Origin of the sequence: Candidatus Arsenophonus nilaparvatae (genome assembly GCF_045346035.1) — a bacterium.
Lineage (GTDB): Bacteria > Pseudomonadota > Gammaproteobacteria > Enterobacterales > Enterobacteriaceae > Arsenophonus > Arsenophonus nilaparvatae.
The window spans coordinates 2,356,432-2,378,311 of record NZ_CP158507.1 but is presented as its reverse complement, the minus strand read 5'-3'; the positions used below and the strand labels follow the sequence as shown (position 1 = coordinate 2,378,311).

The following is a 21,880-nucleotide window of genomic DNA, read 5'->3' as shown; positions in this document are numbered from 1 at the left end:
CTTTAAATGATCCCTATCATTAAAAGGTTATCATTTTATTATTAAATTAATGGATTAAATAAATTAAAAATACAGTATGGTGTAATTATGTCTGATGTTTTTCACTTGGGATTAACTAAAAATGACTTACAAGGTGCAACGCTTGCTATTGTGCCTGGCGATCCAAATCGGGTAGAAAAAATTGCCAAATTAATGGATAACCCGGTATATCTGGCTTCGTTACGTGAATTTACCTCATGGCGTGCTGAACTTAATGGTAAGTCGATTATTATTTGTTCAACCGGTATTGGTGGCCCCTCGACTTCCATTGCTGTTGAAGAATTAGCACAATTAGGCATACGTACTTTTCTTCGTATCGGTACTACCGGTGCAATTCAAAAAAATATCAATGTCGGTGATGTACTTATTACTACTGGCGCAGTACGTCTAGATGGTGCTAGCTTACATTTTGCGCCTTTAGAATATCCTGCAGTAGCTGATTTTAATTGTACCAATGCGCTTTATGATGCAGCTAAAGCAGCAGGGAGCACAACCCATGTTGGTATTACCGCGTCTTCGGATACTTTTTATCCTGGTCAGGAACGTTATGATACCTATAGTGGGCGCGTTGTTCGTCGTTTTCGCGGATCGATGGAAGAGTGGCAAAAGATGGGAGTGATTAATTATGAAATGGAGTCGGCCACCTTACTTACTATGTGTGCAAGCCAGGGATTATCAGCAGGTATGATAGCTGGCGTGATTGTTAACCGTACACAACAAGAAACACCAGATGAAACATTATTACGTCAAACAGAAGGGAATGTTTTAGGGATCGTGGTTGATGCTGCTCGCCGGTTATTAAATTAAAAAGTTCTGCAGGTTTGGCTAATTTTTCGATAAAACGAGGATAACTAATTGTTATTTTTATGAAAATAGAGATAAATTTATTTTTTATATCTTTTTTATTTAATCGCTGTTTTTATTTGTCTTAAGTAATTCTCGTTTTATTTTTTATCGAATGTATTTAGTAATTTTTATTTTGATAAATTAACGGATAATTTTTGTTATTTGGTATTTTTTAGTAAACTAATGAATGTTAATAGCCGGATAATAGCATAGAATAAAATAACTTAAATTTAACATTTTGTAAGTTAAATTTGCCGCATTATTATATTTTAATCTGACAATAATTTACATTATTGGCTGCATAATAACGAATGTTTAACTGAAATAGGAATAATAAATTGACATTGTCAGAGATTATTAATGTTATTACCGAATTTGCTCGCGACCATCAAATATTAGCTATCTTTATTGTTTTTATATTAGCTTTTGGCGAATCGTTAGCCTTCATTTCATTATTACTCCCTGCGACAGTGATTTTACTTGGTTTAGGCGCATTAATTGGTGATAATGGGCTCACTTTTTTACCAATATGGTTAGCTGCTGCCTGTGGTGCTTTTTTGGGCGATTGGTTATCTTATTGGTTTGGCTTTCATTATAAGAACAGCGTACGCCATATGTGGCCAATTTCCCGTCGTCCTGAAATGCTCGATCGAGGTCATCTTTTTTTTGAACGTTGGGGAGTATGGAGTGTTTTTATCGGCCGTTTTTTTGGTCCCTTAAGGGCAGTAATTCCCTTGGTAGCGGGCATCTGTGCTATGCCTAAACATTATTTTCAACTCGCTAATTTACTTTCTGCTATGGTCTGGGCATTTGCTATTTTAGCGCCAGGGGCATTTGGTTTATCTTGGCTTACTCAGTGGATGGGGTAAAATAGCCGTTAAATTTCATCCTGGTGCTATTTGTTGGCCAAAATAAGCAAAATTTATTCTGGACATTTATACAGTATACCACTAAGTTACTTTATAAAATAAAGACTATTTTAAGGAAACCAAGGTGGATATTCAGTTATTATATGCAATTATTGGCTTTCTTACCGGCACACTCTTTGGTGGTAGTTTAATTTGGCTAATTATCGCGCAAAAAATGAATAAAAAAGAGTCTGAATTGCGAGATTTTTGCAGTATCCAAGCTAGCTATGAGGAAAAAATCACCCATCTTGAATATTGGAAAATTGAGTGTGAGCACCGTGATCAAGAATTAAGGTCACAAAGGGAAATTAATCGTAATCAAGAAGTTGAACTACGTGAAGTCATGACACGGCTTGAAGAGACACGGCTGGCTTTTGAAGAGAAACAGCGGCTGTTACTCAATAGTGAACAGCGGTTAAATGTTCAATTTGAGAATTTAGCCAATCGTATTTTTGAACAAAATGAACGTCGAGCTTCTGAGCAGAACCGTCAAAGTTTAGTTGCACTGTTAACCCCTTTCCGCGAGCAACTAGATGGTTTTCGCCGTCAGGTACATGACAGTTTTAGCCAGGAAGCGCGTGAGCGCCATACTCTAGCTCATGAAATTCGTCAGCTTCAGCAATTAAATGCAGAGATGGCAAAAGAAACGATTAATCTGACTAAAGCGTTAAAAGGGGATAATAAAATTCAGGGAAATTGGGGTGAGACAATTCTCTCTCGCATATTGGAAGCTTCTGGGCTAAGGCAGGGGCATGAATTTGAAACTCAAGTCAGTATTAATACCTCCAATAGTCGTTATCAACCTGATGTGATTATTCGTCTACCGCAAGGTAAAGATGTTGTTATTGACGCCAAAATGTCATTGACAGCTTATGAGCACTATTTTAATAGCGAAGATGAGCAACAGCGGGCAACGGCATTACGAGGGCATGTTAATTCAGTACGCAATCATATAAAAGAACTTGGCCGAAAAGATTATCATCAATTAAATGGGTTAAGATCGCTGGATTATGTATTAATGTTTATTCCACTCGAACCGGCTTATTTGATTGCTTTACGCGAAGCGCCTGAACTTATTGACGAAGGTTTGAGGAATAATATTTTACTCGTTTGTCCTTCAACTTTATTGGTGGCAGTTCGTACAATTAATAATTTGTGGCGTTATGAACGACAGAGTCAAAATGCACAAGTAATTGCCGAGCGTGCTGCTAGAATGTATGACAAAATGCGGTTATTTGTCGATGATATACAGGTGTTAGGTCAGAGCTTGAACAAAGCACAGGTGAATTATCAATCAGCGATCAAAAAATTAGCGGAAGGAAAAGGTAATTTGATTAGCCAGGCGGAAAGTTTAAAAGAATTAGGAATAGAAGTTAAACGCCCGATTGATATTGAATTTAGCAAACAGACTGCTAAATCATAATTAAGAAGAATCGTTAGATCGTAAATAAGATCTTACAATAAACATAATTACAATTTCGATTATTATAATGATTAAATGAGCGCAAATTATGATAGATCCAATTAAAGAAAGCACTGATTTTGGCTTTCGCAAAGTAGCCAAGGATGAGAAAGCGGATTTGGTTGCTGCTGTTTTTCATTCGGTGGCTGCCAAATATGATCTTATGAACGATCTGATGTCATTAGGGATCCATCGAATCTGGAAACGTTTTACGATAGAAGCCAGTGGTGCACGCCGTGGGCAACATATTTTAGATCTCGCTGGTGGCACTGGAGACTTGACCGCTAAATTTGCCAAAATAGTTGGCGAAAAAGGTGAGGTTATTCTGGCTGATATCAACGATTCTATGCTGAAAATGGGGCGCGAAAAGCTCCGCGATCGCGGTATTGTTGGTAATGTTAATTATGTTCAGGCTAATGCTGAAGAACTACCTTTTCCTGATAACTACTTCGATTGTATAAGTATTTCTTTTGGCCTGCGCAATGTTACTGATAAAGATAAAGCGCTTAAATCAATGTTTAGGGTGTTAAAACCTGGTGGTCGTTTATTAGTATTAGAATTTTCAAAACCGATTTTTTCAGCATTAACTAAAGCTTATGATGCCTACTCTTTTCATATTTTACCACGAGTTGGTCAAATGATAGTCAAAGATGCTGATAGCTATCGCTATCTGGCTGAATCTATTCGCATGCATCCGGATCAGGACACTTTAAAAGCAATGATGGAGTTAGTCGGTTTTGAACAAGTTTCTTATACCAATATGAGTGGTGGAATTGTGGCCCTACACAGAGGGTTCAAATTTTAAGATGGATACCCCGTCAACCAGAAGCTATTCAAAAATCCCGCTATTACATGCCGGAATTGCTTCCTTTTTACAGCTTATGTTGAATAGATTTTTTTATCAGGAAGTGGCGTTGAAATCAGCCAGAGTAAGGTTGGTTGGCAAAGTATTGGCGATTGATTTAAAAGAATTATCTCAACCATTGATATTTATATTCTCTGAGCAACGAGTTGATGTAGTAAACCAGTGGCCAACACCGGCAGATTGCGTGATAAAAACCGCGTTAGTGACCTTGAGGCATCTTAAAGATAAACAGCAACTTTCGACTCTGATCAACGACGGTAGGGTTGTTATAGAGGGTGATATGCAAGTTGTGCAGCATTGGTTTGCATTACTAGATGCGACTGAATGGGATCCTGCTCATTATCTTGCTCCTTATGTCGGTGATGTTGTTGCCGAAGGGGTGAGTTGTTGGGTTAAAAAAGGTATAGTTGGAATAAATGGGTTGCTAAAGCAACAAAAAAAACAGTTTAAAAATGTATTGGTGGAAGAATGGCGAATGTCTCCTAATACATTGGAAGTGCTAAGTTTTGCTGATAAGGTTGAGAAGGTGGTGGCAGATATTTCAGCACTGGAACAACGTTTAGCTAAATTGGAGGAAAAATATGAGACCAGGAGAAATTAAACGTCTCTATTTTATCGTTCGAGTATTTCTAAATTATGGTTTAGATGAACTCATTCCCAAAATTAAATTTACTTTACCCTTAAGGATTGGACGCCGTTGTTTTTTTTGGTTATCAAATAAGCATAAAGACAAACCCCTTGGTGAACGTTTACGTTTAGCTCTACAAGATTTAGGCCCGGTTTGGATTAAGTTTGGTCAGATGTTATCTACTCGTCGCGATCTTTTTCCAACGATAATTTCTGATCAGTTAGCATTATTACAAGATAAAGTGGCTAGTTTTGATGGCCGATTGGCTCGCCAACATATAGAACAGTCATTAGGTGGTTCACTTGAAACCTGGTTTGATGATTTTGATGAGGTGCCCTTAGCCTCGGCATCGATTGCTCAAGTACATACTGCAAAATTAAAACAAAATAATAAACAAATTGTAATTAAGGTTATTCGCCCAGATATATTGCCGGTTATTAAAGCCGATATAGGCTTGATGTATCGGCTGGCTAATTGGCTCCCTCTTTTCCCGGATGGACGACGTTTACGTCCACGAGAAGTTGTTCGAGAGTATGAAAAAACATTAATTGATGAATTAAATTTGTTGCGTGAGGCGGCGAATACTCTCCAATTAAGGCGTAATTTTGAAAATAGCTCCATGCTTTATATTCCTGAAGTCTATTCAGACTACTGTCGGGAAAATGTGATGGTTATGGAGCGTATTTATGGTATTCCAGTTTCTGATATTAACGCGTTAAAGAAACAGGGAATTAATATGAAGTTATTAGCTGAACGCGGAGTAAAAGTCTTTTTTACCCAAGTTTTTCGCGATAGCTTTTTTCATGCTGATATGCATCCTGGTAATATTTTTATTAGTCGAGAACATCCTGAAGATCCGCAATATATTGGTATTGATTGTGGTATCGTCGGTTCGCTGAATAAAGAAGATAAACGTTATTTGGCAGAAAATTTTATCGCCTTTTTTAATCGTGATTACCGTAAGGTAGCTGAATTACATGTTGATTCGGGATGGGTACCAGCAGATACTAATGTAGAAGATTTTGAATTTGCCATTCGAACCGTTTGTGAGCCAATTTTTGAGAAACCGCTAGCTGAAATTTCTTTTGGTAATGTTTTATTCAATTTATTCAATACCGCCCGTCGTTTTAATATGGAGGTTCAGCCTCAGCTAGTATTACTTCAAAAGACTTTGCTCTATATTGAAGGATTGGGAAGGCAGCTTTATCTTCAACTAGATTTGTGGAAAACAGCTAAACCTTTTCTTGAAGATTGGCTACATCGACAAATGGGTTTAGCCGCGATTATTAGTGCGTTTAAGGAAAAAGCACCTTATTGGGCAGAAAAAATGCCAGAAATTCCCGATCTTATTTACGGAGCGCTTAAGCAGCATAAATATTTACAAGATAGTATCGATAAATTCGCAGTCCAGCTACAAGGGCGACAAGTAAAGCAAAGACAAGGCCAATATTTACTAGGAATTGGAGCAACTTGCTTGTTATGTGGTACTTTATTGCAGATTTTCGATTCAAAAATTGCTGCTATTGGGTTTATATGTTTCGGTATAATTTCATGGGCTATAGGATGGTATCGAACAGGTAAAATTGGCTAAAGTTTGTCTTTAAACACATTTATCTTAGGCTCTGCATGTTTCTTAGATAAAGTTAGTTGTATATAATATGGTTATACATAGTTGAACCTAATTTCGTAGAGGTATATATCAATGGGAACAACAATTGCTATGGCTACATTTGGTAGTCCCGGTCAGCTTCTTATTATTGCTTTACTGGTTGTTTTAATTTTTGGTACTAAGAAGTTACGCTCACTCGGCTCAGATTTGGGGGAGTCATTGAAAAACTTCAAAAAAGCGATGAGTGATGATCACAGTAAAACTGATGATAGTAACAAAGCAGAAAAACAGCATACTGATGCTGATTTTGAACCCAAAAATATTACTGAGAAAACAACAACGAGTCAGACAAAAGAAACGGCTGAAAGCAAAAAAAATAAAGAGTAGGTATAAACCGTGCTTGATATTGGTTTTAGTGAACTGTTATTGGTTATGATTATTGGCCTAGTGGTTCTTGGTCCGGAGCGTTTGCCGATAGCCGTCAAAACGGTTGCCGGTTGGATATGTGCGTTGCGTTCATTGGTTGCTAACGTTCAGCATGAACTCTCACAAGAGTTAAAATTGCAGGAATTGCAGGAAACCTTGAGGAAGGCAGAAGAAAAAGCACAATTACAGACCCTTTCACCGGAACTTAAACAATCGATGGAAGAATTGAGAGAATCTACTGAGCTATTAAAGAAAAATTATCAATCATCGAACAGTCGTATCGAAGAAGAATTGGCTAAAGTAAAAGCATTTACTAGCGATCTTGATGAAAGTAGCACAACTAAAATAGATGAAGAAATACCGATAACAACCAATAAACAATCTCAGCCAGCACAGACTGATCAGTTGGTAACCGCGTCAGATAGTCCTACTAAAAGTAAAAATACGCTCAAATCTCCACCAGAGAAAGTAAAAAAGCGCTCTGATCAAACTAACGGTGAAAATTAGTCTATGTCTATCGATGATCCTCAACCACTTATTAGCCATTTAATTGAATTACGTAGACGCATTCTTTATAGCTTATTTACAGTTGCAGTGGTTTTTCTAGCTCTGGTCTATTTTTCCAATGATATCTATCATTTGGTTGCTGCACCCTTGATTGAACAGCTCCCCGTCGGTTCTCGCATGAGTGCGACTGATGTGGCATCAACTTTTTTTACCCCGATTAAACTGACGTTTATGGTGGCGGTATTTATTTCTATTCCAGTGATCTTATATCAGTTATGGGCTTTTATCGCTCCTGCCCTTTATAAGCATGAGCGGCGCTTGATGTTTCCTTTACTGGTCTCCAGTAGTGTACTTTTTTACCTGGGGATGCTTTTTGCCTATTTTGTTGTTTTTCCTTTAGCATTTGGTTTTTTTGTAAAAACCACACCAGAAAGTGTGAATTTCATTCCTGACATTAGTAAATATCTCAGCTTTGTTATGACACTTTTTATGGCTTTTGGTGCGGCGTTTGAAGTTCCAGTTGCTATTATTCTACTTTGCTGGACAGGCGTTACGACGCCCGATTCTTTAAAACGTAAGCGTCCTTATATTATTGTGGGTGCTTTTATTGTAGGTATGTTTTTGACACCACCAGATGTGTTTTCTCAGACCCTATTGGCGGTACCAATGTATTTATTATTTGAATTGGGCTTGTTGTTGTCACGATTTTATGTTGGTAAAAGCCGAAAAGCAGCAGATGATAAAAATTCGAATGAAATAATAGAATAAAACGCTATTTTTTTTAATTACAATCAATCACTTTTCTTAAATTGTTTATTATCTATTAGCTTAGCTACATTTTGATTAAGGATATTAAGAAGAATAACTGAACGATTTTCACCATCAGGTTCTGAATAAATTGCTTTTAGGCCTTCAAAAATACCTTCAGTAATGATGATAGTATCACCTGATACTGGCGTCTTTGGTGCCACGATTTCTTGTTTAGATGCGGATTTTAGTTCATTAATAATATTATCTGGTACGATCACAGGATAGAGGCCAAATCGAATAAAATAGCTAACCCCTCTAGTTGAACGTATCGTTGTGGTATGGATTTCTTCAGGATTAAATTTAACGAAAAGGTAGTTTGGAAATAATGCTTCAGTAATTGTGATGCGTTTGCCTCGCACCATTTTTTGTATTTGAGCTTCTGGCGTTAAGCAGATAACATGCTGTCTTTTTAGATTTTCTATTGCTCGCTCTATTTGCCCACGTTTACAGTAAAGAAGATACCAATTTTCCATGTTATGGCTCAAAAATAAAATTACACTTTATCATTATATCAAATTATAAATTATTAAGATATGTCGCCAGAACCAGCATGATTAATTCTTTATGATTCAATTAATATAGTTTTATATGATGATCTAATAAAAGGTAGGGATAGATGGATATTTTTCTTCTTAGCAATGGTCGATTAACTACGAATTCTCAATGGCTAAATTATGCAACATCACGTTTAAAAGAGATGTTTCAACGTCGTCAGATCCGCAAAGCAGTATTAGTTCCTTATGCTGTCTTACGCGGTGATCATAATCAACGTGCGGCTGAGCTTAGTCAATCATTAGGTATTGAAGTGGTTTCGATTGAACACTTTGAGTCGCCTGTAGAGGCGATTGAGTCAGCGGAGTGTATTTTAGTTAGTGGAGGAAATACTTGGTGGCTAAATAAATGCCTGCATGAAAATGGATTGATCGTAGCTATTCAACGTGCTGTTTTTGAACGTAATATTCCCTATATTGGCTGGAGTGCAGGATGTAATGTCGCCACTCCTAGTATAAGAACCACCAATGATATGCCTGTAACTAATGTAGTTGTAATGCCTTCCTTGGGGCTATTTCCAATACAAATTAATCCGCACTATATTGATAGTGATATTAGTGGGCATATGGGAGAAACTCGAGATGATCGTATTGCTGAGTTTTGTGTGATCAATCCCCATGAAATTGTTATTGCCTTACGTGAAGGTAGTGGCTTACAGATTAAAGATAATGAACTACATTATTTTAGTGGCAAAAATGAAGGATTTAAGATTTTTCAGTATAACCAACATTTTCCAGAGCAATTTGATACAAAAATATTAAAAAAATGGGTTCCTTATCAATGTATTTAATTGCATTGTAATTAATTCAAAATATTCACTAATCTGAACAGACTGAACCTTTATTGGTAACCTGCATGGAACAATTTATAATGAAGCTCCAGCAAATTAAAAAGTAGAAAATATATAATGAAATACCGTGATCTGAGAGATTTCATATCATTATTAGAACAAAAAAAAGAACTGAAGCGTATCAGCTATGAAGTCGATCCTTATTTAGAAATGACAGAAATAGCAGATAGAACTCTGCGGGCCGGTGGGCCTGCACTGTTATTTGAAAACCCTAAAGGTTTTTCCATGCCAGTTCTGTGTAATTTGTTTGGGACCGTTGAACGCGTTGCGATGGGGATGGGGCAAGAAAATATCCAAGCATTGCATGAAGTTGGCAAATTATTGGCGTTTCTTAAAGAACCGGATCCACCTAAGGGATTCGCTGATTTAATCGACAAGTTACCAAAATTTAAGCAAGTTCTTAATATGCCAACCAAAAGGTTAAAGTCGGCAGCCTGTCAAGAACATATTTGGCAAGGTGACGATGTTGATCTATTTCGTATTCCCATAATGCATTGTTGGCCAGAAGATGTCGCACCACTTATAACATGGGGATTGACGGTTACTCGAGGGCCTCATAAGACACGGCAAAATCTAGGTATCTATCGGCAACAACTATTAACTAAAAATAAGTTGATTATGCGTTGGTTATCTCACCGGGGTGGGGCATTGGATTTTCAAGAATGGTGTAATAAATATCCCGCTAAACCTTTTCCTGTCGCAGTAGCTTTAGGGGCTGATCCTGCTACTATTCTAGCCGCGGTGACACCTATTCCGGATACGCTTTCCGAATATGCATTTGCGGGATTATTACGCGGACACCGTTCAACGGTTGTAAAATGTATATCTAATGAGCTTGAGGTACCGGCGGGTGCAGAAATTATTCTGGAAGGCTATATTGATCCTGAAGAATTTGCACCGGAAGGCCCTTATGGTGATCACACTGGTTATTATAATGAAGTTGATAAATTTCCGGTATTTACCGTTACGCATATTACTCAACGTAGTGATGCTATTTATCATTCGACTTACACCGGCCGGCCCCCTGATGAGCCCGCGGTTTTGGGTGCTGCACTAAATGAGGTTTTAGTCCCTATATTACAAAAACAGTTTCCAGAAATTGTTGATTTTTATTTACCTCCTGAGGGCTGTTCTTATCGGCTTGCCGTGGTAACAATAAAGAAACAATATGCTGGGCATGCTAAGCGCGTTATGATGGGGGTTTGGTTTTATTTACGGCAATTTATGTATACAAAATTTGTCATTGTCTGTGATGAAGATATTAATGCACGTGACTGGAATGATGTTATCTGGGCAATAACAACCAGAATGGATCCAGCACGAGATACCGTTATGATGGAAAATACCCCGATCGATTATCTTGATTTTGCGTCACCTATCTCAGGTTTAGGTTCAAAAATGGGACTTGATGCAACCAATAAATGGCCGGGTGAAACACAACGAGAGTGGGGTCGTCCAATTGTTATGACAGAAAAAATAAAAAAACGGATAGATGACATTTGGCATGAATTGGATATTTTTAAATTATGAGAGGATGTGAATGTCGACATTAAGTTGTAAGGTAGTTTCTATAGAATCTATCACTGATACGGTCTATCGCGTTCGCTTATTACCTGATGGTCAATTTTCCTTTCGTGCCGGTCAATATTTAATGGTCATTATGGATGAGCGTGATAAGCGTCCATTTTCCTTGGCTTCAATTCCTTCAGAAAAAAAACTAATTGAGCTTCATATCGGTGCGTCAGAGTTTAATCTTTATGCCATGGCGGTGATGGAGCGTATTTTTGCGCAAAATAGTATCAATATTGATATTCCTCATGGTAAAGCTTGGTTTCGCCAGGGAAGTAAAAAACCAATAATTCTTATTGCCGGGGGAACAGGATTTTCTTATACCCGCTCTATTTTATATGCTGCATTAGAAGAAAACCCTGATAGAGATATTACCTTCTATTGGGGAGGACGAAGATTAGAGCACCTTTATGATTTGGGTGAATTGCAGTCTCTTTCAGAGCAATATCGCAACATAAAAATTATTCCTGTTGTTGAACAACCTGAATCAGATTGGCGAGGACGGACAGGTACGGTTTTGAGTGCTGTACTGGATGACTTTGGTTCTCTTACAAAATATGAAATTTACATTGCCGGGCGTTTTGAAATGGCAAAAATCGCGAGGGAACGTTTTTGTAGTGAAAGAGGGATCAGCCCTGAATATCTTTATGGTGATGCATTCGAATTTATCTAAATATAATAACAAAACAAAAAAAACCGCCCTTCTGGGCGGGAAAATAGCAACAACATACCATAAAGCGTAGACTAGTTATTTAATCCGCTCAACAAGTGTAGCGATGCCTTGTCCAAAACCAATACACATAGTAGCTAAACCAAACTGAGCATCTTTCCGTTCCATAATATTTAGTAAAGAAGTGATGATCCGTGCACCAGAGCACCCTAAAGGGTGACCTAAGGCAATCGCGCCACCATGCAGGTTAACTTTTTCTTCCATTTTATTGATAAGCTGTAAATCTTTTAAACAAGCCAGAGCTTGTGCAGCAAAAGCTTCGTTAATTTCAAAAACATCTATATCTTGGAGAGTTAAATTAGCCCGTTGTAATGCAATTTTAGTTGCAGGAACAGGTCCATATCCCATAATGGCGGGATCGCAACCAATAACGGACATAGATCGAATTTTAGCTCTTGCTCTTAATTCATGTGTTTTAGCATATTTTTCACTGGTAACAAGTATGGCGGCTGCACCATCTGATAGCGCCGATGAATTTCCGGCGGTAACTGAGCCAGAAATAGGATCAAAGACCGGAGGTAAAGCCGTCAGACTGGCTAAATTTGCATCAAATCGAATCACCTCATCTTGCTTGATGGCAACCAGATTGCCGTCAATATCATGGCCGGCAGTTGCTACGATTTCATTATTAAACCATCCATGATGAGTTGCCTCAGCTGCCTTTTGATGAGAACGTAAAGCAAATTCATCTTGTTCAGTGCGACTGATTTGATTTTGTCTGGCGAGCATCTCGGCAGTTAATCCCATTGCAGCTGAAGCGGTAGAAATATGAATAGCAAGTTTACGATTGATATCGATGCCGTGGGTCATAGGAACATGTCCCATATGTTCGACACCACCGACCAACACAACATTGGCATCACCTGACATAATAAATCGGGCGGCATCATGTAATGCTTGCATAGAAGAACCGCATAGCCGATTAACCGTTACGGCGGGTACAGTATGGGGAATATCTGTTAATAGCGCAGCATTACGAGCAATATTAAATCCTTGCTCTAAGGTTTGTTGTACACACCCCCAGATAATATCGTCAATATCATTTTTATTGTTATTGAGGGCAGGATTACGGCTTAGTAATTGCGTCATTAAATGGGCGGATAGCTCTTCTGCTCTGACCTGACGAAAAGCCCCACCTTTCGAGCGCCCCATTGGGGTGCGTATGCTATCAATAATTACAACATTTTCCATGATCACGACCTTAAGCCTATTATTTGCTGTTAAAGGTGATTTTTTCTGGCGCTGGATAATAACTTGCTTGTTTTTCTGCTTTGTTTTTTAAACTATCAGGAATGGCATATAAAGGCCCCAAAGAGGCATATTTTTCTGCCATTTTGATAAAATTTTGGATACCGAAATTATCAAGATAGCAGACCGCACCACCTCGAAATGGCGGAAAACCTAAGCCGTATACCAGGGCAATATCGGCTTCTGCTGGGCTAGCAATAATGTGCTCATCTAAACAACGAACTACTTCATTAATCATCGGTATCATCATGCGCATGATAATATCTTGCTCAGTAAATTGTTTGCCAGTAGCGCCAATTTTGCTTAGTAAGTCTTTAATTTTAGGATCGCGTTGTTTCTGTATTTTTCCTTTTTTATCGCTAACGTATTGATAAAAACCAACGCCATTTTTCTGGCCGAAACGCTGATGATTAAATAGAACAGTAATAGCATCTTGAGCAATTTTTGCCATACGTTTTGGAAAACTGTCAGCCATAACTTGTTGGGCGTGTTGCACGGTATCAATACCAATAACATCAATCAAATAAGCCGGCCCCATCGGCCAGCCAAATTGTTTTTCCATGATCTTATCGATTTGATAAAAATCAGCACCATCTTGTAATAGTAAATTAAAGCCAGACAAATAAGGGAATAGTACACGGTTAACAAAAAAACCTGGACAATCATTGACGACGATAGCTGTTTTACCCATTTTATTCGCATAGGCAGTTATCATATCGATAGTTTTGGTGCTAGTTTTTTCGCCCTTAATGATTTCCACTAATGGCATTCGATGAACAGGATTAAAAAAATGCATACCACAGAAATTTTCCGGCCGCTGTAAAACACTAGCTAATTTTGTGATGGGAATAGTTGAAGTATTGGAGGCTAATAAAGCATTTTGATTTAATAATTTTTCTGTTTCGGCTAAAACGACCGTTTTGACCTTTGGATCTTCAACCACCGCTTCGACAATAATTTGCGCATTTTCAATTCCAGCGTAATTTAGCGTTGGAGTAATTGAAGATAATATCTTCGCCATCTCCAGCGCTGAAATTTGCTTACGTTCAAATTGATTATTTAGCAATTTAGCGGCTTCATTCATACCTAACTGAAGAGATTTTTCATTATGATAGGTATACCCTTACGTGCTGATTGATAAGCAATACCACCACCCATGATACCAGCGCCAACAACGGCAGCTTTTATGGGGGCTTCAATGGATTGGCTTCTCTGTTTAGCTAAATTTTTAACATATTGATCATTGAGAAAAACTCTAATTAAAGCATGCGCTGCAGGGCTGTCAGTCAGTGGAATGAAAGCTTCGGTTTCCAATGATAACGCTTCTTTACGTCCACAATTGGCCGCTTTTTCGATAGTTTCTAACGCTTTCGATGGTGCTGGGTAATGTGAGCCTGCCGCTTTCATGACTAAACCTTTTGCGACATTAAAACTCATCGTTTGTTCTATTTTATTCAGTTTTAAAGGTTGGGTTTTAGATTGCCGTACTTGCTGCCAATCTAATCTGCTGGCAATCGCATTTTCCAATAGTACCAGGGCTGAATTTAGTAACTGTTCTTTGGCCACAATCGCGTCAATCAGGCCATTTTTTAAAGCGGTTTCGGCATCGATATCTTTTCCTGTGGTGATCATCTGTAATGCATTATCTAAACCAATTAAGCGCGGTAGCCGCACTGAACCACCAAACCCAGGCATAATACCCAGTTTAACTTCTGGTAAACCAATTTTAAGATCGGGTGTAGCGATACGGTAATCTGTTGCTAATGCGCACTCACAGCCTCCTCCCAAAGCGTAACCATTAATGGCGGTTACAGTTGGAATGGGTAAGTCTTCGATACGATTAAAGATGCTGTTAGTAAAATTAAGCCATTGTTGAAGTTGTGACTTTGGTGCATTAAATAGCGCGAGAAATTGTTTAATATCTGCACCAACAATAAAAGTGGGTTTTTGTGAAATCAGAATAAGCCCTTTTAATTGACTTAGGATCTTTTTGTTTTCCAGTGAATCAATAGCTTTGTTTAGTGAATCAACGGTTTCTAAATCAAATTTATTAATGGTATTTGGCGAATTAAATACCAATTTTGCGATACCGGGTTTTATCCAATCAACCTGAATAGTATTACTTTGATAGAGCATACTGTTCTCCTATGATTTCCGTCTGGTACGACCAGGGATTAGCAGTGTGATTTTTTTGTTAAAAAAATGCAAATTAAGTATAAAAAATATGCTAGCCTGATCACAACAAATTCTATGGGTTATTGAAAACCGCGCTAATACTTACTTATTTGTTTTTATTGATAAAAATGAGACACTTTAGTTGGGGAAAAGCATTTATTAAATTAATGATAATATTTAATCTGATATTTTGCTGAATATTAGAGATAAAAATAACAGGTGAACTAAAAATGGAAAATTTTGCTAGTCAATATCAAGAACATATTAAAACATTGCAGCAACGTACCCAGAATGTTTTGAAAAATAATAAATTGAATGTCTTACTTATCCATTCTGGAGAGCCGAAAGGCGTTTTTCTTGATGACTACCATTATCCATTCAAAGCTAATCCACATTTCAAAGCTTGGCTACCTATTACTCAAGTTGCCCATTGTTGGTTATTAGTTGATGGAGTTAGCAAACCGAAACTGTGGTTTTATTCTCCAATTGATTATTGGCATAGTATTGATCCTCTACCGGACAGCTTTTGGCTAAAAGAGTTTGAGTTGTTCCATTTAAAGGAGGCTAATGATATTAAAAAATGGTTATTTCAGTTAGATAAAAAACATACTGGTTATATTGGTGAATCTATTGATCTAGCTAAAGAATTAGGTATTTCAGCGGTTAATATTAATAGCAAATCGGTATTAGATTATTTTCATTTTCATCGGGCTTATAAGACCAATTATGAATTGAGTTGCTTACAACAAGCGCAGAAAATGGCAATAGCTGGTCATCATGCCGCTAGTGAGGATTTCTATCAGGGAGCGAGTGAATTTGATATTAATGTTAGTTACTTGCAGGCAACAGGTCAGCGAGATATCGACGTGCCATACAGTAATATTATTGCACTCAATGAAAATTGTTCAGTACTCCACTACACTAAATTGAAATATCAGCCACCAAAGAAAATGTATAGTTTTTTAATTGATGCGGGCGCTGAATATCACGGTTATGCCGCAGATATTACGCGTACTTATGCGGCTAAAAATAATGATGAATTTGCTAATTTGATTAACGGCTTGGATAGTAAACAGCAGATATTGATCGATACAATTAAAACCGGTATTCGCTATACTGAATATCATCAACAGATGCATCAACATATTGCATCTTTATTGCTAGATCATGGCATTATTTGCAATATCAGTGTAGAGACAATGATAGAAAAAGGGCTTACAACACCATTTTTCCCACATGGCTTAGGCCACCTTTTGGGATTACAAGTTCATGATGTTGGTGGATTGATGCAGGATGAAACGGGAGAGTCTTTGGCTGCACCAGAATGTTATCCTTTCTTACGTTGCACTCGGATCTTACAACCTGGTATGGTATTAACTATTGAACCTGGTCTCTACTTCATCGAGACACTATTAGCTCCTTGGCGCGAAGGATCGTTTAGTAAATATTTTAACTGGTCTAAAATTGCGTCCTTTATGCCCTATGGTGGTATTCGTATCGAAGATAATATCATCATATATGAGAATAAAGTTGAAAATATGACACGTAATTTACATTTAAAATAATGAATGCTTATTTGATACCCGCAGAGTCGGTTGTTGTTACCGAAGAGATTAAAAAAAGCCGTTTCATTACTTATTTGGAACATACTGATGGAATTGCAGAAGCAAAAAATTTTATCCAAACTATCAAACATAAATACCCTGATGCTCGCCATCATTGTTGGGCCTATGTTGCTGGTAGGCCTGATGATTGCCAAAAATTAGGTTTTTCCGATGATGGTGAGCCAACAGGAACGGCAGGTAAGCCGATGATCACTCAGTTATTAGCTAGCCATATTGGTGAAATTACTGTCGTTGTGGTGCGTTATTTTGGCGGTATTAAATTGGGAACTGGGGGCTTGGTTAGAGCCTATGGTAACAGTGTTCAACATGCACTTAACCTCTTAAACACCCAGCAAAAAGTGCTACAAAAATATTATTTAATACATTGTGAATATGTGCATATAAAAATGATTGAGCAATTAATACAACAATCAGCAGGGCAGATCCTAGCGCGAGAATATAGTGAAAATGTGATATTAGAAATTTCACTACCTATCAATGTTGAACAAAAGTTTGCGGATAAATTACGTAATTTAAGTAGAGGCGCATTAAATTTAACCCCTAAATCTTAATGTTATGACTAGATTCTCAAGGAACCACTCATGCATTTTCGAGCAATAACCCGAATTGTTGGGCTACTTGTTATCTTATTTTCTGTCACTATGATTATTCCCGGCATAGTGGCATTGATTTATCGAGATGGAGCAGGACGCGCCTTTAGCCAAACCTTTGTTGCGGCATTAATTATCGGATTGTTACTATGGATACCAAATAGAAACAATCGGCATGATCTAAAACCTAAAGAAGGTTTTCTGATAGTCGCCCTTTTTTGGACCGTGTTAGGTAGTGTTGGAGCACTACCTTTTATTTTTTCTGATCGGCCTCATCTTTCGGTTACCGATGCTTTTTTTGAATCTTTTTCCGGTTTAACAACAACTGGAGCAACCACATTGGTTGGGTTAGACACTTTACCCAAAGCAATACTCTTTTATCGACAGATGCTACAGTGGTTAGGTGGTATGGGAATTATTGTTTTAGCGGTAGCCATATTACCTTTATTAGGCGTAGGTGGAATGCAGCTTTATCGGGCAGAAATGCCTGGCCCACTTAAAGACAATAAAATGCGTCCAAGGATTGCAGAAACGGCAAAGACACTTTGGTTAATCTATGTTTTGCTTACTATAGTCTGCGCGATAGCATTATGGGGCGCTGGCATGGATGTTTTTGATGCTATCTCCCATAGTTTTTCTACTGTCGCTATTGGTGGATTTTCTACTCATGACCAAAGTATTGGCTACTTTAATAGCCCTGCTATTAATACCATTATTGCTATTTTTTTGCTGATTTCTGGCTGTAATTTTGGTCTTCATTTTGCCGTATTATCTGGCCGTAGTCTGACAATTTACTGGCGTGATCCTGAATTTAGAGTATTTATCGGTTTTCAAATAGTTTTGATAATCATTTGTACGTTAGTACTTCTATATCATTCAGTTTATGACTCTCTATTACAAACATTTGATCAAGCCTTTTTTCAGGTTGTCTCTATCGCAACAACAGCCGGTTTTAGTACCGATGGGTTTGCAAATTGGCCGCTTTTTCTACCGATATTGTTACTTTGTGCTGCTTTTGTCGGTGGGTGTGCAGGATCAACCGGAGGTGGATTAAAAGTTATTCGAATTTTACTATTATTCTTGCAGGGTTCACGGGAGTTAAAACGGTTAGTACATCCAAATGCTGTTTACACGATAAAATTAGGCTCCAGGGCATTACCTGAACGTATTATTGAAGCTGTTTGGGGTTTTTTTTCTGCTTATGCATTGGTTTTTATTATAAGTTTATTATTGTTAATTGCTACCGGTGTAGATGAGTTTTCAGCTTTTGCTGCAATTGCGGCAACACTGAATAATTTAGGGCCAGGATTAGGCTCGGTAGCTGAAAACTTTACTACCATGAATCCAACGGGAAAATGGATCCTAATAGTCACTATGTTATTTGGTCGATTGGAAGTGTTCACTTTACTTGTTCTTTTCACTCCAACCTTTTGGCGGGAATAATCATTTATATAATTTTATAGGTAACACATGAGCTATTTGCTACTTTATTCTGGTGAAAATGGTCAGACTAAAAAAATAATACTTAAAATTACTGAATATTTACGTAAAGAAGGTAAGCAATGTGATGTTAGAGATTTAAATATGGATAAAAATTTTAATCTTTCTGTCTACCAAAAAGTATTAGTCGGTGCTTCAATCCGTTATGGTCATTTTAATCCTGCAGTGTTGAGTTTTGTGCAAAATCACCAAAAAGAGTTGAATACTATGCCAAGTGCATTTTTTGGCGTTAATTTAACGGCCAGAAAACAAGGCAAAGATACACCTGAAACAAATGTTTATGTACGTAAATTTTTAACTAAAATTCCGTGGCAACCAACTATTACTAATGTGTTTGCCGGAGCGCTACGTTATCCCCAATATAAATGGTTAGATCGTATTATGATCCAATTTATTATGAAAATAACAGGTGGAGAAACGAATACAAATAAAGAGGTTGAATATACTGATTGGCAAAAAGTCGAATACTTTGCGCGTGAATTTAATGCGCTTAAATAAAAATTTGATTAAAAATTGCTATTTTTTCTGCTTTTTGTCGAAAAAAAGAGCAAACGACTAAAGTTTACAAATTATTGCTTGCTAGCTGCGTAAAACTGCCTATAATGCGCCCCCACTGAGTCAGTATAGAACGAATCAATTGAATTGAATTTTCTTGACGCAGGGTAAAGAAAAGTAGAAATAACTACTTGACTTTACAGGTGAAAAGCGTAATATACGCCACCTCGCGGCCTAGGTCGCACGCTCTTTAACAATTAATCAGACAATCTGTGTGGGCACTCGCAAGACATCATCAAAAAATATTTGATTTTAAAGTCTTGAAGAGTGACAAAACAGTTAATTCATATATGAACTAATATGCAGTAACGTTATTTTGGACGGCAGCGGCGAAGGTGGTCAAACATCGGCAAAGCGGGTTGAATAAAAGGGCGTTACGGTCAGTAAAACATTCTTTGAGCATCAAGCTTTTAATTGAAGAGTTTGATCATGGCTCAGATTGAACGCTGGCGGCAGGCCTAACACATGCAAGTCGAGCGGCAGCGGAAGGAAGCTTGCTTCCTTGCCGGCGAGCGGCGGACGGGTGAGTAAGGTATGGGGATCTGGCCGAAGGCGAGGGATAACCACTGGAAACGGTGGCTAATACCGCATAATCTCTAAGGAGCAAAGTGGGGGACCGTTCAGGCCTCACACCTTCGGATGAACCCATATGAGATTAGCTAGTAGGTGGGGTAATGGCTCACCTAGGCGACGATCTCTAGCTGGTCTGAGAGGATGATCAGCCACACTGGGACTGAGACACGGCCCAGACTCCTACGGGAGGCAGCAGTGGGGAATATTGCACAATGGGCGCAAGCCTGATGCAGCCATGCCGCGTGTATGAAGAAGGCCTTCGGGTTGTAAAGTACTTTCAGTCGTGAGGAAGGTATTAAGGTTAATAACCTTAGCAATTGACGTTAGCGACAGAAGAAGCACCGGCTAACTCCGTGCCAGCAGCCGCGGTAATACGGAGGGTGCGAGCGTTAATCGGAATTACTGGGCGTAAAGGGCACGCAGGCGGTTAATTAAGTTGGATGTGAAATCCCCGGGCTTAACCTGGGAATGGCATTCAAGACTGGTTAACTAGAGTCTTGTAGAGGGGGGTAGAATTCCATGTGTAGCGGTGAAATGCGTAGAGATGTGGAGGAATACCGGTGGCGAAGGCGGCCCCTGGACAAAGACTGACGCTCATGTGCGAAAGCGTGGGGAGCAAACAGGATTAGATACCCTGGTAGTCCACGCTGTAAACGATGTCGATTTGGAGGTTGTGGTCATGAACTGTGGCCTCCGGAGCTAACGCGTTAAATCGACCGCCTGGGGAGTACGGCCGCAAGGTTAAAACTCAAATGAATTGACGGGGGCCCGCACAAGCGGTGGAGCATGTGGTTTAATTCGATGCAACGCGAAGAACCTTACCTACTCTTGACATCCAGCGAATCCTTTAGAGATAGAGGAGTGCCTTCGGGAACGCTGAGACAGGTGCTGCATTGCTGTCGTCAGCTCGTGTTGTGAAATGTTGGGTTAAGTCCCGCAACGAGCGCAACCCTTATCCTTTGTTGCCAGCGATTCGGTCGGGAACTCAAAGGAGACTGCCGGTGATAAACCGGAGGAAGGTGGGGATGACGTCAAGTCATCATGGCCCTTACGAGTAGGGCTACACACGTGCTACAATGGCGTATACAGAGAGAGGCGAGCCAGCGATGGGAAGCGGAACTCAGAAAGTACGTCGAAGTCCGGATTGAGTCTGCAACTCGACTCCATGAAGTCGGAATCGCTAGTAATCGCGGATCAGCATGTCGCGGTGAATACGTTCCCGGGCCTTGTACACACCGCCCGTCACACCATGGGAGTGGGTTGCAAAAGAAGTAGGTAGCTTAACCTTTTGGATGGCGCTTACCACTTTGTGATTCATGACTGGGGTGAAGTCGTAACAAGGTAACCGTAGGGGAACCTGCGGTTGGATCACCTCCTTACCTAGATAGATGGAATGTGAGTGTTCACACAGATTGTCTGATGAAGATTGAGCAGAAGGTATCATTAGGCTTGTAGCTCAGGTGGTTAGAGCGCACCCCTGATAAGGGTGAGGTCGGTGGTTCAAGTCCACTCAGGCCTACCAACATTGCTGACGGAAGTGGCTGAAAGGCAAGGTTAGCAGTAAGGTGTAATGATACGACAATCTTAATGGGGCTATAGCTCAGCTGGGAGAGCGCCTGCTTTGCACGCAGGAGGTCAGCGGTTCGATCCCGCTTAGCTCCACCATATTGCAAGATAAAAATAGAAAAAAAGTTATTCAGAGCAGGCTGGCAACAGTATGCTGCGAATAATAATGCTCTTTAACAATCTGGAACAAGCTGAAAATTGAAACACACATTATTGAAAAAATAGTGTGGAGAACTCTCAAAACTCC

General features: G+C 38.9%; 18 protein-coding genes, 2 tRNA genes, 1 rRNA gene and 1 pseudogene. 19 read left to right on the top strand and 3 right to left on the bottom strand.

Features of this window, described 5'->3' with window-relative positions; genetic code table 11:
- Positions 1-87: 87 nt before the first annotated feature.
- From udp to tatC, 9 genes are all read left to right on the top strand, one after another.
- Positions 88-846, top strand: a complete 759-nt coding sequence (udp, locus tag WH390_RS11205) for a uridine phosphorylase (protein WP_032116176.1) — start codon at positions 88-90, stop codon at positions 844-846.
- Between the two features lie 377 nt (positions 847-1,223).
- Positions 1,224-1,754: a DedA family protein gene (locus WH390_RS11200; protein ID WP_032116177.1), complete on the top strand. Its 531-nt coding sequence runs from the start codon at positions 1,224-1,226 to the stop codon at positions 1,752-1,754.
- Positions 1,755-1,878: 124 nt separating this feature from the next.
- Positions 1,879-3,216 (top strand): DNA recombination protein RmuC, encoded by a 1,338-nt coding sequence (gene rmuC / locus WH390_RS11195; RefSeq protein ID WP_072012873.1) that lies wholly within the window; start codon positions 1,879-1,881, stop codon positions 3,214-3,216.
- An 88-nt stretch (positions 3,217-3,304) separates the two neighbouring features.
- Positions 3,305-4,060 (top strand): bifunctional demethylmenaquinone methyltransferase/2-methoxy-6-polyprenyl-1,4-benzoquinol methylase UbiE, encoded by a 756-nt coding sequence (gene ubiE, locus WH390_RS11190; RefSeq protein ID WP_032116178.1) that lies wholly within the window; start codon positions 3,305-3,307, stop codon positions 4,058-4,060.
- 1 nt (position 4,061) lies between these two features.
- On the top strand, positions 4,062-4,721 hold the full coding sequence (locus tag WH390_RS11185) for an SCP2 domain-containing protein (RefSeq protein ID WP_032116179.1): 660 nt from the start codon (positions 4,062-4,064) through the stop codon (positions 4,719-4,721).
- The gene (gene ubiB, locus WH390_RS11180) at positions 4,702-6,339 is read left to right on the top strand and encodes a ubiquinone biosynthesis regulatory protein kinase UbiB (protein ID WP_032116180.1); all 1,638 of its coding nucleotides are present in this window, start codon (positions 4,702-4,704) and stop codon (positions 6,337-6,339) included. The genes WH390_RS11185 and ubiB overlap by 20 nt, the downstream gene beginning before the upstream one ends.
- A gap of 111 nt (positions 6,340-6,450) precedes the next feature.
- Positions 6,451-6,744, top strand: coding sequence for a twin-arginine translocase TatA/TatE family subunit (tatA, locus tag WH390_RS11175; RefSeq protein WP_052044936.1), 294 nt, complete (start codon positions 6,451-6,453; stop codon positions 6,742-6,744).
- A 9-nt stretch (positions 6,745-6,753) separates the two neighbouring features.
- On the top strand, positions 6,754-7,290 hold the full coding sequence (tatB, locus tag WH390_RS11170; RefSeq protein ID WP_032116181.1) for a Sec-independent protein translocase protein TatB: 537 nt from the start codon (positions 6,754-6,756) through the stop codon (positions 7,288-7,290).
- A 3-nt stretch (positions 7,291-7,293) separates the two neighbouring features.
- Complete coding sequence (tatC, locus tag WH390_RS11165) at positions 7,294-8,058, top strand: Sec-independent protein translocase subunit TatC (protein WP_032116182.1); 765 nt, start codon at positions 7,294-7,296, stop codon at positions 8,056-8,058.
- A 23-nt stretch (positions 8,059-8,081) separates the two neighbouring features.
- Here the strand turns inward: tatC and rfaH are convergent, their stop codons facing one another.
- A complete protein-coding gene (rfaH, locus tag WH390_RS11160; protein WP_032116183.1) occupies positions 8,082-8,573 on the bottom strand; it encodes a transcription/translation regulatory transformer protein RfaH in 492 nt (163 codons plus the stop codon).
- 143 nt (positions 8,574-8,716) lie between these two features.
- On the opposite strand from rfaH, the gene pepE reads away from it, so the two are divergent.
- From pepE to fre, 3 genes are all read left to right on the top strand, one after another.
- On the top strand, positions 8,717-9,442 hold the full coding sequence (gene pepE / locus WH390_RS11155) for a dipeptidase PepE (RefSeq protein WP_032116184.1): 726 nt from the start codon (positions 8,717-8,719) through the stop codon (positions 9,440-9,442).
- Positions 9,443-9,559: 117 nt separating this feature from the next.
- Entirely contained in the window at positions 9,560-11,032 is a 1,473-nt protein-coding gene (ubiD, locus tag WH390_RS11150; RefSeq protein WP_032116185.1) for a 4-hydroxy-3-polyprenylbenzoate decarboxylase, read from the top strand.
- Positions 11,033-11,042: 10 nt separating this feature from the next.
- A complete protein-coding gene (fre, locus tag WH390_RS11145) occupies positions 11,043-11,744 on the top strand; it encodes an NAD(P)H-flavin reductase (RefSeq protein WP_032116186.1) in 702 nt (233 codons plus the stop codon).
- A 75-nt stretch (positions 11,745-11,819) separates the two neighbouring features.
- On the opposite strand, the gene fadA is transcribed toward fre, so the two are convergent.
- Together fadA and fadB are read right to left on the bottom strand one after the other, a co-directional pair.
- Complete coding sequence (gene fadA / locus WH390_RS11140) at positions 11,820-12,992, bottom strand: acetyl-CoA C-acyltransferase FadA (RefSeq protein WP_032116187.1); 1,173 nt, start codon at positions 12,990-12,992, stop codon at positions 11,820-11,822.
- A gap of 19 nt (positions 12,993-13,011) precedes the next feature.
- Positions 13,012-15,185: pseudogene (gene fadB, locus WH390_RS11135) on the bottom strand (fatty acid oxidation complex subunit alpha FadB).
- Positions 15,186-15,454: 269 nt separating this feature from the next.
- Between fadB and pepQ the strand changes: the two are divergent.
- The 7 genes from pepQ (at position 15,455) to WH390_RS11100 (ending at position 21,732) form a co-directional block, all read left to right on the top strand.
- Complete coding sequence (pepQ, locus tag WH390_RS11130; protein WP_032116188.1) at positions 15,455-16,789, top strand: Xaa-Pro dipeptidase; 1,335 nt, start codon at positions 15,455-15,457, stop codon at positions 16,787-16,789.
- Entirely contained in the window at positions 16,789-17,400 is a 612-nt protein-coding gene (locus WH390_RS11125; RefSeq protein WP_032116189.1) for an IMPACT family protein, read from the top strand. Before pepQ ends, WH390_RS11125 begins: the two co-directional genes overlap by 1 nt.
- A 30-nt stretch (positions 17,401-17,430) precedes the next feature.
- Positions 17,431-18,882, top strand: coding sequence for a Trk system potassium transporter TrkH (trkH, locus tag WH390_RS11120; RefSeq protein ID WP_032116190.1), 1,452 nt, complete (start codon positions 17,431-17,433; stop codon positions 18,880-18,882).
- Between the two features lie 27 nt (positions 18,883-18,909).
- Positions 18,910-19,437, top strand: a complete 528-nt coding sequence (hemG, locus tag WH390_RS11115) for a menaquinone-dependent protoporphyrinogen IX dehydrogenase (RefSeq protein WP_032116191.1) — start codon at positions 18,910-18,912, stop codon at positions 19,435-19,437.
- Positions 19,438-19,905: 468 nt separating this feature from the next.
- Positions 19,906-21,446 (top strand): 16S ribosomal RNA (locus WH390_RS11110).
- 66 nt (positions 21,447-21,512) lie between these two features.
- Positions 21,513-21,589, top strand: a tRNA-Ile gene (locus tag WH390_RS11105).
- A gap of 67 nt (positions 21,590-21,656) precedes the next feature.
- Positions 21,657-21,732, top strand: a tRNA-Ala gene (locus WH390_RS11100).
- Positions 21,733-21,880 lie beyond the last annotated feature (148 nt).

Bases quoted from the DNA above. Each gene is read 5' to 3' on its own strand.
- ubiD (WP_032116185.1), top strand. From the start codon at position 9,560: ATGAAATACCGTGATCTGAGAGATTTCATATCATTATTAGAACAAAAA.
- WH390_RS11185 (WP_032116179.1), top strand. From the start codon at position 4,062: ATGGATACCCCGTCAACCAGAAGCTATTCAAAAATCCCGCTATTACAT.
- trkH (WP_032116190.1), top strand. From the start codon at position 17,431: ATGCATTTTCGAGCAATAACCCGAATTGTTGGGCTACTTGTTATCTTA.
- fadA (WP_032116187.1), bottom strand. From the start codon at position 12,992: ATGGAAAATGTTGTAATTATTGATAGCATACGCACCCCAATGGGGCGC.
- fre (WP_032116186.1), top strand. From the start codon at position 11,043: ATGTCGACATTAAGTTGTAAGGTAGTTTCTATAGAATCTATCACTGAT.
- udp (WP_032116176.1), top strand. From the start codon at position 88: ATGTCTGATGTTTTTCACTTGGGATTAACTAAAAATGACTTACAAGGT.
- ubiB (WP_032116180.1), top strand. From the start codon at position 4,702: ATGAGACCAGGAGAAATTAAACGTCTCTATTTTATCGTTCGAGTATTT.
- tatA (WP_052044936.1), top strand. From the start codon at position 6,451: ATGGGAACAACAATTGCTATGGCTACATTTGGTAGTCCCGGTCAGCTT.
- tatC (WP_032116182.1), top strand. From the start codon at position 7,294: ATGTCTATCGATGATCCTCAACCACTTATTAGCCATTTAATTGAATTA.
- hemG (WP_032116191.1), top strand. From the start codon at position 18,910: ATGAGCTATTTGCTACTTTATTCTGGTGAAAATGGTCAGACTAAAAAA.
- pepE (WP_032116184.1), top strand. From the start codon at position 8,717: ATGGATATTTTTCTTCTTAGCAATGGTCGATTAACTACGAATTCTCAA.
- WH390_RS11125 (WP_032116189.1), top strand. From the start codon at position 16,789: ATGAATGCTTATTTGATACCCGCAGAGTCGGTTGTTGTTACCGAAGAG.
- pepQ (WP_032116188.1), top strand. From the start codon at position 15,455: ATGGAAAATTTTGCTAGTCAATATCAAGAACATATTAAAACATTGCAG.
- rfaH (WP_032116183.1), bottom strand. From the start codon at position 8,573: ATGGAAAATTGGTATCTTCTTTACTGTAAACGTGGGCAAATAGAGCGA.
- ubiE (WP_032116178.1), top strand. From the start codon at position 3,305: ATGATAGATCCAATTAAAGAAAGCACTGATTTTGGCTTTCGCAAAGTA.